This window comes from Microbispora sp. NPDC004025 (genome assembly GCF_053604425.1).
The window spans coordinates 605,172-621,061 of record NZ_JBSGHN010000001.1; the positions used below are offsets into that span (position 1 = coordinate 605,172).

8 protein-coding genes are annotated in these 15,890 nt (G+C 72.8%); 5 read left to right on the plus strand and 3 right to left on the minus strand.

Annotated elements, in window-relative coordinates:
• Positions 1-67 precede the first annotated feature (67 nt).
• Positions 68-742, plus strand: a complete 675-nt coding sequence (locus ACWEQG_RS03020) for a hypothetical protein (RefSeq protein WP_452281234.1) — start codon at positions 68-70, stop codon at positions 740-742.
• Here the strand turns inward: ACWEQG_RS03020 and ACWEQG_RS03025 are convergent.
• Positions 727-3,000 (minus strand): molybdopterin cofactor-binding domain-containing protein, encoded by a 2,274-nt coding sequence (locus tag ACWEQG_RS03025; protein ID WP_452281236.1) that lies wholly within the window; start codon positions 2,998-3,000, stop codon positions 727-729. The genes ACWEQG_RS03020 and ACWEQG_RS03025 overlap by 16 nt on opposite strands.
• 106 nt (positions 3,001-3,106) lie before the next feature.
• On the opposite strand from ACWEQG_RS03025, the gene ACWEQG_RS03030 reads away from it, so the two are divergent.
• Positions 3,107-4,630 carry a PucR family transcriptional regulator gene (locus tag ACWEQG_RS03030; RefSeq protein ID WP_452281238.1) on the plus strand — a complete coding sequence of 508 codons (1,524 nt, stop codon included), beginning with the start codon at positions 3,107-3,109 and terminating at the stop codon, positions 4,628-4,630.
• Positions 4,631-4,662: 32 nt separating this feature from the next.
• Here ACWEQG_RS03030 and ACWEQG_RS03035 read toward each other — a convergent pair whose 3' ends face one another.
• Together ACWEQG_RS03035 and ACWEQG_RS03040 are read right to left on the minus strand one after the other, a co-directional pair.
• Positions 4,663-7,545: a BTAD domain-containing putative transcriptional regulator gene (locus ACWEQG_RS03035; protein ID WP_452281240.1), complete on the minus strand. Its 2,883-nt coding sequence runs from the start codon at positions 7,543-7,545 to the stop codon at positions 4,663-4,665.
• A 27-nt stretch (positions 7,546-7,572) separates the two neighbouring features.
• Positions 7,573-10,485: a BTAD domain-containing putative transcriptional regulator gene (locus ACWEQG_RS03040; RefSeq protein ID WP_452281242.1), complete on the minus strand. Its 2,913-nt coding sequence runs from the start codon at positions 10,483-10,485 to the stop codon at positions 7,573-7,575.
• Between the two features lie 1,338 nt (positions 10,486-11,823).
• Between ACWEQG_RS03040 and ACWEQG_RS03045 the strand changes: the two genes are divergently transcribed.
• The 3 genes from ACWEQG_RS03045 (at position 11,824) to ACWEQG_RS03055 (ending at position 15,858) form a co-directional block, all read left to right on the plus strand.
• A complete protein-coding gene (locus ACWEQG_RS03045; protein WP_452281244.1) occupies positions 11,824-13,116 on the plus strand; it encodes a helix-turn-helix domain-containing protein in 1,293 nt (430 codons plus the stop codon).
• Between the two features lie 184 nt (positions 13,117-13,300).
• Positions 13,301-13,867 carry a copper resistance CopC family protein gene (locus ACWEQG_RS03050; protein WP_452281246.1) on the plus strand — a complete coding sequence of 189 codons (567 nt, stop codon included), beginning with the start codon at positions 13,301-13,303 and terminating at the stop codon, positions 13,865-13,867.
• Positions 13,864-15,858: a cytochrome c oxidase assembly protein gene (locus ACWEQG_RS03055; RefSeq protein WP_452281248.1), complete on the plus strand. Its 1,995-nt coding sequence runs from the start codon at positions 13,864-13,866 to the stop codon at positions 15,856-15,858. Before ACWEQG_RS03050 ends, ACWEQG_RS03055 begins: the two co-directional genes overlap by 4 nt.
• Positions 15,859-15,890 lie beyond the last annotated feature (32 nt).

Genomic DNA, 15,890 nt, shown 5'->3' on the forward strand with positions numbered 1-15,890 from the left:
CGGAGTGAAGCCCGCGTGCAAGCAGGGGGCAATCCGGGTGCAAGGAGATTCCTCTAACGTACGGCGTGTGTCAGCACCCTGGTTGCGAGGCGCGGCCGCCACGGCCGTGACCGCCGCGTTCCTGCTCCCCGCCTCCCTGCTCGCCGCGGCCCCGGCGCTCGCGCGCGCCGCTCAGGCCCCCGCACAGGCCCCCGCGCAGGCCAAGCCCGCACCGGCGACGGTCGCCAAGACGTTGTTCCGCGCCTGGCTGCGCGGGGACCGCCACGCGGCCTCCCGGGTCGCCGCCGCGGGCGCGGTCTCGACGCTCTTCTCCTACCCCTACCGTGCCCCGGACGAGTTCGCGGGCTGCTCGGGCGACTCCTGCCGGTTCGTCCACACCAGCGTGCGCGTACCGGGCGGGCTCGACGGGCTCCTGATGGTCGTGTCCGGCGCGAAGGTCACGAAGGTGTACGCGTCGCGTCACCTCGCGAAGCCGTCCGCCGCCGCCGGGCATCTGTTCGACGCCTGGCGCAAGCACGACCGCAACCGGGGCCTGGAGATCGCCTCGACCACGGCCGTCAGGACGCTCTTCCGGACCAGGCACGACCCGAAGGGCGTCAAGTACTTCTTCCAGGGCTGCAACTCGGAGCCCAAGGGCTACAGCTGCGCCTACTCCTACGAGGGCGGCGCCATGTTCATGCACGTACGCGGCTCGAAGAGCCGCGGCTACGAGGTGACCTCCATCGGCTACGTCGCCGACTGAGCGCCGGCCGCGGCAGCGGGCGCGAGCGCGATGTCCTCGGGCCGGATCGGGACCCGGGGGAGATCCAGCCCGGTCGCGGCCCTGACCGCCGCGGCCACCGCGGGGGTCGACGAGAGCGTGGGCGGCTCGCCCGCGCCGCGCAGGCCGTACGGCGCGTGGGGGTCGGGGTTCTCCAGGACCGACAGCCGCATCGGCGGCATGTCGAGGATGGTGGGGATCAGATAGTCGGTGAACGAGGGGTTGAGCACCCGGCCGTCCCTGACCTGGACCTCCTCCATCAACGCCAGGCCCAGGCCCTGCGCGGAGCCGCCGTGGATCTGCCCCTCCAGGGCCAGGGGGTTGAGGATCTTCCCGACGTCCTGCACGGCGGCCAGCTCGACGACCTTCACCAGGCCCAAATCGGCGTCGACGTCGACCACCGCCCGGTGCACGCACAACGCGAGCTGCGTGTGGGAGTCGCCCTGGCCCGTGACGGGGTCCATCGGGAACGTGGGCCGGTGGCGGTACTCCCGTGTCTCCTCGACCGGCCCGAACCGCTCGAGCACCTCCTCCAGGGACAGGTCCGGATGGGCCGCCCGCAGCGCGTCGAGCCGCGCCCGCACCGCCTCGCACGCCGTCTTGACCGCCCCGCCGGTGACGTACGACTGGCGGGACGCCGAGGAGGACCCGGCGGAGCCGACCGCGGTGTCGGCCGGGGCGACCGTGACCCTGCCGATCCCGAGCTCCATATGCGCGATCTGGGCCTGGACGGTGACGAGCCCCTGGCCCACCTCGGCGGCGGCGGTGTGGACGAGCACGTGCGGCTCGTCCCCGGCGAGCTCGACGCGCACCCGTGCCGTCGAGTAGTCGTCGAAGCCCTCGGAGAAGCAGATGTTCTTGATGCCGACGCCGTAGCCCACGCCGCGCCGCACGCCCTCGCCGTGCGTCGTCTGCGCCACGCCGCCCGGCAGGTGGCGCAGGTCGGGCTCGCCGTGCGGGTCCGCGGGCAGCGGCATCGCCGCCAGTTTCGCGAGCATGTCCGCCAGCGGCGCGGGGGTGTCGATCACCTGCCCGGTGGCCAGGCGCGACCCCTGCGACACCGCGTTGCGGACGCGGATCTCGACCGGAGACAGCCCGCAGGCCGCGGCCAGGCGGTCCATCTGGGACTCGTAGGCGAAGCAGGCCTGGACCGCCCCGAACCCGCGCATCGCCCCGCAGGGCGGGTTGTTCGTGTAGACGCCGTAGGCGTCGATCCACACGTTGCCCACCTCGTACGGCCCGACGCCGAGCGAGGCGGCGTTGCCGACCACGGCGGGGGTGGACGAGCAGTAGGCGCCGCCGTCGAGCAGGATCTCGGCCTTCACGTAGACGAGCCGGCCGTCGGCCGTCGCGCCGTGCTCGTAGCGCATCCGGGCGGGATGCCGGTGGACGTGGCCGAAGAACGACTCCTCGCGGCCGTACACCATCTTGACCGGACGGCCCGTCCGCAGCGCCAGCATCGAGGCGTGGACCTGCATCGACAGGTCCTCCCTGGCGCCGAACGCGCCGCCGACCCCGGCGAGGGTCAGCCGCACCCTGTCCTTCGGCAGGCCCAGGCACGGCGCCACCTGGTCCTGGTCGACGTGCAGCCACTGGGTGGCGACGAACAGGTCCACTCCGCCGTCCTCGGCGGGCACGGCGAGGCCCGACTCGGGCCCGAGGAACGCCTGGTCCTGCATGCCGACCTCGTACTCGCCGGTGACGACCACCTCGGCCTCGAAGGCGCTCCCCACCCTGACCGGCTGGTGCCGTACGAGGTTTCCCCCCGGATGGACGGCGGGGCAGGAGGGGTCGAAGGCGGCCCGGCGCGGATCGGTCACCGCTTCGCGCTCCTCGTAGTCCACGACGATCGCGGCGGCGGCGCGGCGGGCGGTCTCCGGATGGTCGGCGGCCACGATCGCCACGGGCTCGCCCTGGTAGCGGACCTGGTCGACGGCGAGCACCGGCTGGTCGCGGACGTCCAGCCCGTAGAACTTCTCGCCGGGCACGTCCTCGTGGGTCAGCACGGCGAAGACGCCGGGCATCGCGAGGGCGGGGCCGGCGTCGATCGAGCGGATCCACGCGGACGGGTGCGGGCTGCGCAGCGTGGCGCCCCAGAGCATGCCCTCCAGCCACAGGTCCGAGGAGTAGGCGAACTCCCCGGTCACCTTCAGCGTCCCGTCGGGGCGCGGCACGCTCTCGCCGAGGCCCAAAAGTCGCCCGCTCCCCGCCGCCGTCTCAGTCGTCGTGCGCCGCTCCACCGTCGTAGTACAGCAACCGGGCACGGGCGTGGCCTATCGGCGCGGCCATGAAACCCGGCGACGGCCGGGGTCGATGCTTGTACATATCTCCAAATACGCTTCTGTCGTGCTCTTGCAAGATCTGCTCGCCGCCCCGGAACTGCGGCTCGTCCTGCTCACGGGCGACGAGCGGCTGGACCGCGAGATCAAGCGCGTGCTCATCACCGACCTGCCCGATCCCCGGCGGTACCTGTCGGGCGGCGAACTGGTGCTGACCGGCCTGATGTGGCGCCAGTCGCCCGCGGACTCCGCCCGGTTCGTGGCCGCCCTGGCCGAGGCCGGCGTGGCCGCGCTCGGCGCCGGTGACGCGCGGCTCGGCATGGTGCCGGACGACCTGGTGGACGCATGCCGCGCGCACGGGCTGCCGCTGTTCGAGGTGCCCGTCGAGGTGTCGTTCGGGGCGGTCACCGAGCTCGTCGGCAGGCGCGTCGCCGCCGCCCAGGCGGGCGACCTGCGGGGCGCGCTCGGGCGGCACCGCAGGATCGTCGCGGCCGTGGCCGAAGGGGCCGGGCTCGGCGAGCTGTTCGCCCTGGTCGAGGCCGAGCTCGGCGTCACGGCCGCCGTCGTCTCCGCCTGCGGCACGGTCGTCGCGGGCGCTGTGCCCGAGGAGCGGGCCGTACGGCTGGCGCGCGACTACCTCGCCGCCGTCCGCCTGCCCGTCGTCGTGGACCGCGGCGGGCCGTTCACGGTGTTCGCCGTGGGCCGCTCGCACCGGGCCGCCGGCTGGGCCCTGGTCTGCCGGGGCGAGATCGACGTGGAGATCGGCTACGAGCTGGCGGCGTGCGTCGCCATGGAGCGGACCCGGGCGGAGGAGGGCCGCCGGGTGGAGCGCCGGCTGGCCGAGCAGCTCATCGCGCTGGCCTGCGCGGGCGGCGACCTCGCCGAGCTGTCGGCCCGGCTGCGGACCTGCGGCATCGACCCGGCCGAGCCGTACGCCGTGGTGACCGTCACGGCGAGCAGGCGCGGGGCGACGGACGGACCGGACCCCGCCCTGCTGGGCGGGCAGGTGACGGAGGAGCTGCTGGACCGCCGGGTGGTGGCCGCCGCGGGCGCCGACGCGTCGGTGGCGCTGGTCCCGCTGCGCGAGGACACCCCCTGGGGCGACCGCGACGCGCTCGCGGCGCTGCTGCGCGCCCGTACGGCGGTGCTCGCCGGCGGGCTGCCGGGAATCCGGGTGGCGGCCGGGGTGAGCGGCGCGCTGACCGGGCCGCAGGCCATCCGGGGCGGGGTGGAGGAGGCGGGCCACGCCCGGCGGATGGCCGAGGCGCGCGGCGGGGGAGTGGTCACCGGCGACGAGATCTACACGCACGCGCTGCTGCTGGCGACCGTGCCGGGCGACGTGCGCTCCTCGTTCGCCCGGCGGCTGCTGGGACCGCTGTTCGACTACGACCGGCGGCACGGCGCCGAGCTGGTGCGCACGCTCGGCGCCTTCCTCGACTGCACCGGGTCGTGGAACGCCTGCGCCGAACAGCTGCACGTGCACGTCAACACGGTGCGCTACCGGATCAGGCGGGTCGAGGAGCTGACCGGCAAGGACCTGTCGTCCATGGCCGACCGCGTGGACCTGTTCCTCGCCCTCCGCGCCGGCTAGCCACTCCCGCCCCGGCACGCCGTCCGCAGCGGTCAGCTGTCCGCTGCGGCGTGGTCGCCGTCGAGCAGGGCCAGCTCCTCGCGCGCGAAGCCCATCGTGTAGGCGGCGCCGTACTTCTCCGCCACGGCGAGGGCCTCCATCAGGTACTCGCGGGCCTTGTCGAAGGCGCCTTTGAGCCGCTCGGCGCGCCCCAAGGGGGCCAGGCACCGCAGCTCCATGACGCGGTAATGTTTCTGCCTGCTCAGCGTGAGAGCCTTCCGATAGACGATCGCCGCGGACCAGGGGTCGTTCTGCTTCTCGTGCACCTCGGCCAGGCCGAGCAGCGCCTCTCCCGTGTGCATGTGGTCCCCCGCCTGTTTCGCGAGCCCACCGAGCTCGCGCCACGTCGCCCTGGCCTCCGCCACATGGCCGAGACCGAGCTGCGCCGCGCCGATGCCCGTGAGAGCATGCCGTTCGCCCACCGCGGCCCCGATCTTCCTGGCGATGCGAAGCTGCTCCCGTGCCGACGCCAGGGCCTCTTCGTACCGGTGCAGTGCGTTGAGCACCACGCAGAGGTTGCCCAGGGCCCTCATGCGCGCGAAGGAATCCCCGGCGGTGCGGCGGAGTTCCACCTCGGCACGCTGGTGGACGAGCGCTTCCTCGTTGCGTCCCGCCGGGCCCAGCCCCATGGCGATGTATCCGTGCGCGAGGGCCGAGATCTCCGGGTCCGCGAGGCGCTCACCCACTTCGAGTGCCTGACGGCCGAGGGGCAGGATGTCGTTGCGGTGTCCGATGAAGGTGAAGGGCCATTGACAGGAGAAGCCGAGATGGGCGCCGGAGCGCGCGAGGGAGGGATTGCGCGACACCGTCGCCTGGGCCGCCAAGGCGAGGACGTTGGGGCGTTCACGCTCCAGCCACGCGGACGCGTCCGCGCCGTCGGTCAGAGCGAACGGCTCACGCTCGGCGAACTCGTGCGGGGGATGCACCCGATGCGGGTCGATCAGTTTCATCGTCAGGCGCGCGGTCGTGCCGTACAGGCCGAGCACGCGGTCGAGCGCGTCGTCGCGGTCACGCTCGCTCAGGTGCCGCTCGGCCAGTTCCATCGCGAAGAGCCGCACCAGGTCATGGAGGCGGAACCGGCCCTGCTCACCGGGTTCGGCCAGATTCGCCCGCACCAGGCGGGCCACGGCTCGCTCCGCCGCGTCCCGCGGCATGTCGAGAAGGGCCGCCACGACCTCGGGCGTGGCGTCCGGCGTGCGCAGGACGCCCAGATGGCACAGGGCCGCGGCCGCCAGCCGGTCGAGCTCGTGCCCGCTCTGCGCCAGCACATCGTGACTGAGCTGGAGGCTGGCGCGCACGGCGAGGTCGCCCGACTCCAGCTCGTGCAGCGTCCGCCGTTCGTCCCGCAGGCGCGAGATGAGGTCGGACACAGGCGTGTAGCGGCTCTCCGACAGGCGCGCCGCCGCGAGGCGGAGGGCGAGGGGCAGCCCGCCGCACAGGTCCACGAGCTCGGCGGCGGCGGCCGGGTCGGCGGCGACCCGCTCGGCGCCGATCAGTTTCGCCAGCATGGCGACCGACTCCGACCTCTGCATCCTGCCGAGGACGAGCTGCGCACAGTCGTCGGCCACGGCGAACGACTCCCGGCTCGTGACGAGCAGGGCGTTCCCGGCCGGCAGGCCCAGCAGAGGGCGGACCTGTTCCGGGCCGGACGCGTCGTCCAGCACGATCAGCGTGTGCCGGCCCACCAGGCGGTCCCTGAGCATGGTCGCGGCCTCGTCCGCATCGGACGGGACCGCCTCCGGGTGCACGCCGAGACTCCGCAGCAGCCTCCCGAGCAGGTCGAGGGGATTGAGCCGCCCGACTCCCGGCGTCGCCCCGAGCAGGTTCAGGTACAGCTGGCCGTCCGGATAGTGGTCGCTCACCGTGTGGGCGGCGCGTACGGCGAGGGTCGACTTGCCCGCTCCCGCGGTGCCGGTGACGGCCACCACCGCCTGCGGATCGCTCCCGTCCCAGGGCGCGAGAAGCGCGCGCAGGCGCACCACCGTGTCCGTCCGCCCCACGAAGACCTGCGGCTCGCGCGGGAGCTGACGCGGCCGGACGACCTCCGGGGGAGCGGCGGCAGGCGCAGGGCACGGCGACGCCCCGAGAGAGGGGTCCGCGCGCAGCATGAGCTCGTACGCCCGCCGCAGGGACTCGCCCGGATCGACGCCGAGGCGTTCGGCGAGCAGACGCCTGGCGTCGTGGAAGACCTCCAGCGCCTCTGCCTGCCGTCCGCAGCGGTAGAGCGCGAGCATCTGCAGCTCCCGGGCCCGCTCCCGCAGCGGGGCCTGCGCGGTCAGCCCGACGAGCGCGTCGAGCGACTCCTGGCACCGGCCCAGCCGCAGCAGCGCGTCGGCCTGGTCCTCCCGCGCCGTCAGGCGCATGCCCTCCAGCCGGGCCCGCTCTGCCTCGCAGAAGGGGCCGGGAAGGCCGCCGAGAGCGGTGCCCGCCCACAGTCCCAGCGCGGCCTCCAGTTCGCGCAGCCAGGCGCCGAGGTCCTCCTTGGCCTGGTAGCGGCGAGCCTCCGCGAGGCGCTGCTCGAACTCCTCGGCGTCGGTCCGGCACGCGTCCCGTGCCAGGCTGTAGCCGCTCGCGGACTGCGTGAGCAGCCTGAACGGCCCACGCCTGCCTTCATCCGGTTCGAGTAGCCGTCTCAGCCCGGCCACGTAGGTGTAGACGCTCTGCTGGGCCGTCTTCGGAGCGGCGCCACCCCACAGGTCGTCGATGAGCTGCTCCTTCGGGACGATCCGCCCGGCCCTGGCGGCGAGCGCGCACAGGGCGGCCCGCTGCAGCGGCGGTCCCAGGCTCACCTGCCGGTCCTCCAGCGACGCGGTCACCGGTCCGAGGATCCGGAGGCGGAGACCGGCCTGCCGCGCACCGAACCCTTCGATCGCCATGGGCGTCCCTCCTTTCGCGGGGTGGCGTCAGCGGATCAACGTGAGGTCGACCGGAAGGGGCCGGGTGGAGCCCGAGCCGGGGAAGGCCGCGCGGATCGCCCGCAGTTCGGCCTCCGCCTCGCGACGGAGACCCTCGTTGCCGGACGCCTGCGCGACCGGCAGGGCCCTGCGGGCGCAGGCCAGGGCCTGCTCCGGCTCGCCGAGGAGGCGGTGGGCTCTGGCGAGCAGGGTGAGGAACCGGCACTCGTAGAACCGGTGGCCGATCTCGAGCGCGCATCGCACGCCGCGCTCCAAACCGGTCTTCGCGCTGAGCGGGTCACCGCAGTCCAGATACAGCCTGGAGAGCACCATCAGAGCCGCGGCCTCGTGGTAACGGTCTCGTGCGGCATGGGCGAGGGCGAGAGCCTCTTCGAGCAGTCTCAGCGCCTCGGTCACGTCGCCCAGGTAGTAGCAGGCCTCTCCGCCGGTCAGGAGCGAATGACGTTCGCCGACGTCGGAACCGATCTCCCTGGCGATCGCCCGCTGCCTGTCGGTGCACTCGCGCGCCTCGGCGAACTGCTTGAGCTGCGCGTGAGTGACGGCCAGGTTGCCCAGCGCGCGCATCTCGCCGAACCGGTCCCCCAGCACGCGTCTCAGCTCCAGCTCGGCCCGCTGGTGCGGCATGGCCTCGGTGGGCCGGTCGTGCTGCACCAGGGCGAAGGAGAGCTGACCGTGCGCCAGGGACATCATCTCCTGGTCGCCGGTCCGCTCGGCCACGGCCAGCGCCTGCCTGCTCAGGTGGAGATGCTCGCGGCGGTGCGCGCCCCTCGACAGCTGCCAGTACAGGGCGAACCCGACGTGGACTCCCATGCGCGCGATCTCTTCGTCCTCGCTCACCAGCGCCTGCGACGCGGCCGCCACCACGTTCGCCAGCTCGTCCTCCAGCCAGTTCCTGGCCTCGGCGGGAGAGGTGAGCGCGAGAGGGCGCTGCGGCACGTCGGGCCAGGGGAGCTGCACACGGTGCGGGTCCAGCACGGAGCTGGCCCGCCGTGCCGTCGTGCCGTAGAACCCGAGCGCTCGCATGAGGGCGTCCTTGCGGGCCTCGGGCGCGAGGCGGGCGTCCGCCAGCTCGATCGTGTAGAGACGTACGAGGTCGTGCATGCGGAACCGGCCGGTGCCGGCGGCCTCCAGCAGATGCGCGCGCACGAGGCGGTCGAGCGCGCGCTCCGCGGCGTCGGCGGGTTCGTCCACCAGCGCGGCCACGACGTCGGCCGTCACGTTCGCCACGGGGAGAAGGCCGAGGTGGCACAGGACCCGGGCCGCCGGCCGGTCGAGGACGGCATCGCCCCGGACGAGGCTCTCGTAGCTGAGTTCGAGGCTGGAACGCACGGCGGTCTGGCCCGCCTCCAGTTCGTGCAGTGTCCGCCGCCGGTCCTCGAGCCGGTCGACCAGCTCCGTGGGCGTCCACTGCGGCCGGTCCACGAGCCGTGCGGCGGCCAGGCGGAGAGCCAGCGGCAGCCCGCAGCACAGGTCGGCCAGCCGGCCCGCCGCCGGGTCGGCCGCGATCCGCTCGGCCCCCACGAGCCTCGCGAGTACGGTGACGGCCTCCGACCGCAGCATGCCGCCGAGGACGAGCTGGACGCAGTCGTCGGTCACCGCGAACGACTCCCGGCTCGTGATCAGCACGCTGGTGCCGACCGGCAGCCCCAGGAGAGCGCGTACCTGCTCGGGCCCCGCCGCGTCGTCGAGCAGGATGAGGGTCCTGCGGCCCTCCAACCGGTCGCGCAGCACGGCGGCGGCCTCGTCCACATCGGCGGGTACGGCCTCGCCGGGCAGTCCCAGGGCGCGCAGGAGCCTGCCGAGCACGTCGATCGGCTTGAGCCGCTCCACGCCCGGAGTCGCCCCCAGGAGATTCACATAGAGCTGGCCGTCCGGGAACGCGTCGACGGCGGCGTGGGCGGCATGGACCGCCAGGGCGGACTTTCCCGCCCCCGGGGCGCCGGTGATGGCGACCACCGCCTGCGGATGCGCGCCGTCCCAGGGGGCGAGCAGCGATCGCAGGCGGACCATCTCCTCGGCCCGGCCGACGAAGCAGTTCACCGCGCGGGGCAACTGGCGCGGAGGGCGGGGGGACCGGGCATCGGGACCGGCCGTCCTCTCTCCGGCCGGTGCGGGCGAGGGACCCGCCTGCCTGAGCGAGGGGTCGGCCCGCAGGATCAGCTCGTACCGTTCCCGCAGCGTCTCGCCGGGATCGACCCCGAGCCGCTCCGCCAGGAGCCGCTTGACGTCCATGTACGTGTGCAGGGCGTCCGCCTGCCTGCCGCACCGGTAGAGCGCGAGCATGAGCAGATCACGGGCGCGCTCCCGCAGGGGAGCCTCGCCGACCAGCTCGGTCAGGGCGGCCGCCGCCTCCTGGTGCAGGTTCAGGCGCAGCAGCGCGTCGGCCCGATCCTCCCGCGCCGACAGGCGCAACCCCTCGAGGCGGGCCCGCTCCGCCTCGGCGAACGGACCCGGGACGCCGCACAGGGCGGGGCCCGACCAGGACCTTACGGCGGCGTCCAGCGCGCGGAGGCGGTCACGCGGGTCGCCGTCGCCGTCCAGCCGGCGGGCCTCGGCCAGACAGCGTTCGAACTCCTCGACGTCCACCTCGACCGGTCCGCGGGCCAGGACGTAGCCGCCCGACCGGGACAGCAGGACCGAGTGGGAACCCCGATGGCCCCCCTTCGGCTCCAGGGCCCGCCGCAGCCCGGCGACATAGGTGTAAACGCCCTGTTCGGCGGTGTTCGGCGGGCGCTCCCCCCAGAGCCCTCCGATGAGGGCCTCCTTGGTCACGACCTGTCCGATCTGCGCGGCGAGCACGCACAGGGCCGCGCGCTGCAGCGGAGGCCCGAGGTCGACGCCCCGTCCGTCGCGCCACGCGGCCAGGGGCCCGAGCATCCGCAGGCGGCAGGGTGAGTACACGGACGTTTTACGCTCATTCGCGCTATCCATACGTCTGAACTCCACCTGGTAACGGCGTAGATGCAATCTGTGGATCACCGCGATCGGGTGAAATGCCACTGTCGCGCCCGGTACACGCCATGAGTCGCCGCCGCACTCGTCGGCACTACACCCTCGCGGTTCCCCCAAAACTGCGGCTTCGCGATGTCATCCCCGTGTTCGCCGGTCATCGGGCACGCCGTCGGGCCCGTTCCGGCAGAGCATCAAATATGCCATCCCCCGTCTAGATATTGTCTAGACGCTTCGGATAATCCGCCGGTTCCAGTTGGGCCAGAATTCCCTACTCGTCGGTAAGCCCGCCTGTCGCATCCTTTGACCTGCCCGGATGTCCTGAGGGTTACGGATGGCGGTGCGGGGAGGCCCGATGTCATGGTGGAGGCGGCGCCGGCGAACGCCGTCCCGCCGGAGACCGCCGGAGATCGCAGTCGCCGAGCCGCGTGCCGCCCGCGTGCCCGGATCCGGGCGCTGACCTGCCTTGTTCCGGACCGGCCGGTCGTTGGCCCCTACCCGCCGGTCGCGGGACGGACGCCGCCGGTCGTGCGGACACGAGCGCGGGCGGAGGGCTCCGCGCGGGCGCCCTGTGAGGGCCGGCGTGCGGTGATGCTTTCCCGGGGATCGCGGACCGCCTGCCGGGGGCCGTCGAAGATTGGGCCGGCGGCCGCATCCACTGTTCTCGTGAAGGCAGGCGCGGGAGAGGCCGGGCACGCGCCCGGCATCACGTCCTCTGCGCGATCCGGGCGCGTCCTGGCGGCCATCCGCGCTCGTTCGCGCGGCTTTCACAAGGCAGCCGCACAGGGGAATCACGGTGGCCGATAAAAGTCAACGTATTCCTGCTGACCGGCGTCCGCCTGAATCGAACGTTTGAAATCGCAGCCGTCGAGCGAATTTCCTCCGAAACGGGAAAGGTGCCGATGTCGTCACGGGATTCGACTTCGGGGGCCGCCCTTGTCGGAAATTCTGACCCGGACTGTGAGCGGAGCCTGTCAAGAACGCCGGCCCGGTTCCCCGCTGATCAATCGTCCGCCGCCGGGCGGCCGGGTGGACAGTGGTTCCCCGGCGGCAGGGTCGTCCGCCGGGGACGGCCCGTCCCGCTTAAGCAGCAGCTACGTGGTTCAGCAGCAGCCGTTGTCGAACGCGTATCGCTGCAGAGGAGACGGGGCGGCACTGTTGGCCGTAGCATTGCCACCAACGGTCACAAGGGCCAAAATCAGGGCGGTAAGTAGATACGAGGTTGGGCGGCGCACGGTGGATCTCCCATCAACTCGGACTGCCAGGCCTACAATATTTCAGGAGTTGCCAATGGCCGCGCAAGATCTGGTCGGACAGCGCATCAAGGCGATACGGCGGCAGCGCGGGCTCTCGCAAGCGCAGTTGGCGCATCCTGAACTTTCCGACAGTTACGTATCACTCATCGAGAGCGGCAAGAGGACGCCGACGCCGGCCGTTCTCGAACTGCTCGCGCAGAAGCTCGACTGCTCGCTCACCTACCTCGTCAACGGCGTGACGGCCGAGCAGATGGAAGACCTGGAGGTCGGTCTCAGCTTCGCGCGGATGGCGCTCGAGAACGGCGAGGTCGCCGAGGCCCGCCGCAGGTACGCCGAACTGCTCGCGGACAACAACCTGCTGGGTCTCACCGCGCTCCGGGTGGAGGCCCGCTACGGGTTCGCCCTGGCCCTGGAGGCGTGCGGCGAGCTCGGCGAGGCGATCTCGGTCCTCAACGAGCTCAACGGCTCCGAGGCGGAGGCGATGCCGCAGGAGCGCAAGATCGCCGTGGCGCTGGCGCTGTGCAGGTGCCACCGTGAGCGGGGTGACTTCTCCGCCGCCGTGCACGTGGGTGAGCAGACGCTCGCCGCCTTCGCGCGCAGCGGCTGGACCGACGAACTGGTCGAGCTCGGCGCCACCCTCCTGCTGGCGTACATGGTGCGCGGGGACATGCTGCGGGCGGGCCACTTCGCGAACGAACTGCTGGCGGCCGCCGAGACCCTCGGCACGTCCCGGGCGACGGTGGCGTCGTCCTGGAACGCGGCGCAGGTGCTGGAGAAGACCGGCAGGGGCGAGGAGGGCATGACGCTCCTCGAACGAGCGCTCGCCTTCCAGTCCGAGAACGGCGAACCCCGCAACCTCGCGCGGCTGCGTCAGGCCTACGCCTCCATGATGCTGCGGGTGCGTCCCGAGGAGGCGGAGCGGGCACGGGAGCTGCTCCTGCGGGCACAGCGCGAGCACGAGGCCTCCGCCACCAGCGCCTTCGACCGGGCGCGGACCGCCTGCGTCCTCGCCTGGGCGGAGATCGTCCTCGACCGCCCGGACACGGCCGTCGACCACCTCAGGGACGCGCTGTCGCACGTTCAGCACACCAAGAGCGGCCTGCTGGCCGGCGCCAACCTCCTGCTCGGCCAGGCATACTTCCTGCTCCACCAGGACGGAGACGCCGCCGCGGCGCTCGATCTGGTCACCGGCTGGCTGGAGGACGCGCCGCGGACTCTGAAGGCCGCCGAGGAATGGATGAACGTGGCGGAGATGCGGCGGCGCATCGGCGACGACGCGCAGAGCGTGGCGGCCTATCAGCGCGCCCTCGCCTGCGCCGGGCTGTAGGCGCGATCGCGCCCGCTCGTACCGGAGCCGGGGGAGGCGCCGCCGGGCCGCCTCCCCGCGGGCTCGGGGATGACCCTGTTCTCCCGAGCCCCACGGCCGCCGGGGTTCCCCTCAGTCCGTGATCGTGCTGTACCGGTGGTCTGGGGTACGGACCGAAGCCCCGCGTCGGTAGCCTGGGGGTGTCATGAAGAGACCCTTCCTCGCCGCCTTCGCCGCGTTCCTGACGGCTCTCCTGCTGTGTGCCGCGCCGGTCCTGCCGGCCCAGGCGCACACCTCGCTCAAGAGTAGCGACCCGCAGAAGAACGCCCAGGTCAAGACCTTGCAGAAGGTCACGCTCGAATTCGCGGACTCCGTTCAGTTCCCGGTCGTGGTCGTCCGCGGCGAGGACGGCAAGCGCTACGAGAACGGCTCGCCGGCCGTGGAGGGGCCCAAGGTCACCCAGGCGGTGACCGAGCCCGTGCCCCCCGGCCGCTACACGATCGCCTGGCGGGTGGTCTCGCCCGACGGCCACCCGCTGGAGGGCGAGATCCCGTTCACCGTGATCGGCGACCAGTCGCTCGGCACGGCGACCTCGGCCGCCGCTCCCGGGGAGACCGCCTCCGCGGCGGCGCCCTCCTCGGCCGCGACGGCGCAGGCCACCGAGGCCGGGAGCGCCGGGCGGACGGGTGTGCCCGGCTGGATCTGGGCGGTGATCTTCGGGATCGCCGGAGTCGGCATAGGGATGTTCCTGAGCCTGCGGAAGAAGCCGTGAGCAGGGCGGTGCGCCTGACCGCCGCCGCGCTCTGCGCGGCCGTCGGCGCACTCGTGATCGCCATGGTGCTCGGCGGCGCCGCGACGCCGCGGATCATTCCCGGCCTGCCCGACGAGGGCACCCTCACCCGCTGGATGCTGCCGCTGTCGAAGCTCGCGATGGACGTCTCCGGCGTCCTGACCGTCGGGCTGCTGGCCGCGGCCGCGGCGTTCCTGCCCGGCGACAAGGGCCTGCTCGGCAAGACCGCGCAGAGCTACGTCAAGGGCGCGTCGTGGTCCGCGCTGGCCTGGGCCGTCGCCGCCGCGGTGGCGCTGGTCTTCAGCCTGTCGGAGACGCTCGGCATGCCGGTGGGGGAGGTCCTCGCCGGCAACGAGCTCACCAGCTACGCCAGCCAGGTGCCGCAGGGCATCGCGCTGACCCTGGTCGTGCTGTTCGCCGTCGCCATCGCGTTGTTCGCCCGTGGTGCGATCACCGCCGGCACCGCCGCCGGGCTGCTGGTCTTCGCGCTCGCGACGCTCCTGCCGCCCGCGCTCACCGGGCACTCCTCCTCCTCGCCCAACCACGGGCTGGCCACCACTTCGGTGGCCATGCACCTGCTCTTCCTGGCGCTGTGGGTGGGCGGCCTCGGGGTGATCTGCATCCACGCGCTGCGCGGGCAGCCCCTCCTGGACGTCGCCGCCGCGCGCTTCTCCCGCATGGCTCTGTGGTGCTTCGCCGGGGTCGGCGTCTCCGGCCTCGCCGCCGCCGCCTCGCGCCTCACCTCGGTCGGCGAGCTGTTCACCTCGAACTACGGCCTGCTCCTGCTGGCCAAGATCGTCGCGTTCGCCGTGCTCGGGTTCTTCGGCTGGCGCCACCGCGGCCGTACGCTGCCGCGGCTGTCGGCGGGGGAGCCGCACGCCTTCCTCCGCCTCGCCCTCGGCGAGGTCGTGCTGATGGGGGCGACGATCGGCCTCGCCGTGGCGCTGTCCCGGACCGCCCCGCCGCCCGTCGACACCCCGGTCGACCGTGCGTTCGAGCTGCTCGGCTACCTCGTCCCGCCGCCGATCTCGCTCGGCAACCTGGTGACGCTGTGGTGGTTCGACCTGTTCTTCGCCGTACTCGCCGCCGTCATGGCCGGTCTGTACGGCGCGGGGCTCGTCCGGCTGACCCGCCGGGGCGACCGGTGGCCCGTGGGCCGCACGGTCAGCTGGTATCTCGGCGTGGTCATCCTCGTGCTCAGCACGCAGACCGGTGTGGCGCGCTACGCGCCGGTGCTGTTCAGCGTGCACATGACCGAGCACATGGTCCTGTCCATGCTGGTCCCGATCTTCCTGGTGCTCGGCGCGCCGGTGACGCTGGCGCTGCGAGCGCTCAAGCCCGCCGTCCGCCGGGGCGACCGGGGACCACGCGAGTGGATCACGGTGATCCTGCACAGCAGGGTCGTGAAGTTCGTCAGCCATCCCGCGATCGCGACGGCGATCTTCGTGGTGTCGACGTTCGCCCTGTACTTCACCCCGCTGTTCGCCGCCGCTATGGAGGAACACCTCGGTCACATCGCGATGACCGTGCACTTCCTGCTCAGCGGCTCCCTGTTCTTCTGGGTGATCATCGGGGTGGACCCCGCGCCGCACAAGCTGCCCCACTACGGGCGGCTGCTGCTGCTCATGGTGACCATGCCGTTCCACGCGTTCTTCGGGATCGCCCTGATGAGCATGGGCACGGTGCTCGCGTCGTCCTACTACGAACAGCTCGGGCGCACCTGGGGCGCCTCCTCGCTGGCCGACCAGCAGTCCGGCGGCGCGATCGCCTGGGCGTTCGGGGAGATCCCCACGCTGATCGTGCTGCTCGCGCTCGGCTTCCAGTGGTGGCGCGACGACGAGCGCGTCGCGCGCCGGACCGACCGCCGCGCCGACGCCGCCGCGGCCAAGTCCGGCGGCACCGGGGACGCGGAGCTGGACGCCTACAACGACTATCTGGCGAAGCTGAACAAGCGGGACACGGCCGCGGAGTAGGCGCGGCCGGCTCTGCCGGCGGGATCGGTGCC

Coding starts and splice junctions, on each gene's coding strand:
- ACWEQG_RS03035 (WP_452281240.1), bottom strand. CDS start 7,545: ATGGCGATCGAAGGGTTCGGTGCGCGGCAGGCCGGTCTCCGCCTCCGG.
- ACWEQG_RS03045 (WP_452281244.1), top strand. CDS start 11,824: ATGGCCGCGCAAGATCTGGTCGGACAGCGCATCAAGGCGATACGGCGG.
- ACWEQG_RS03050 (WP_452281246.1), top strand. CDS start 13,301: ATGAAGAGACCCTTCCTCGCCGCCTTCGCCGCGTTCCTGACGGCTCTC.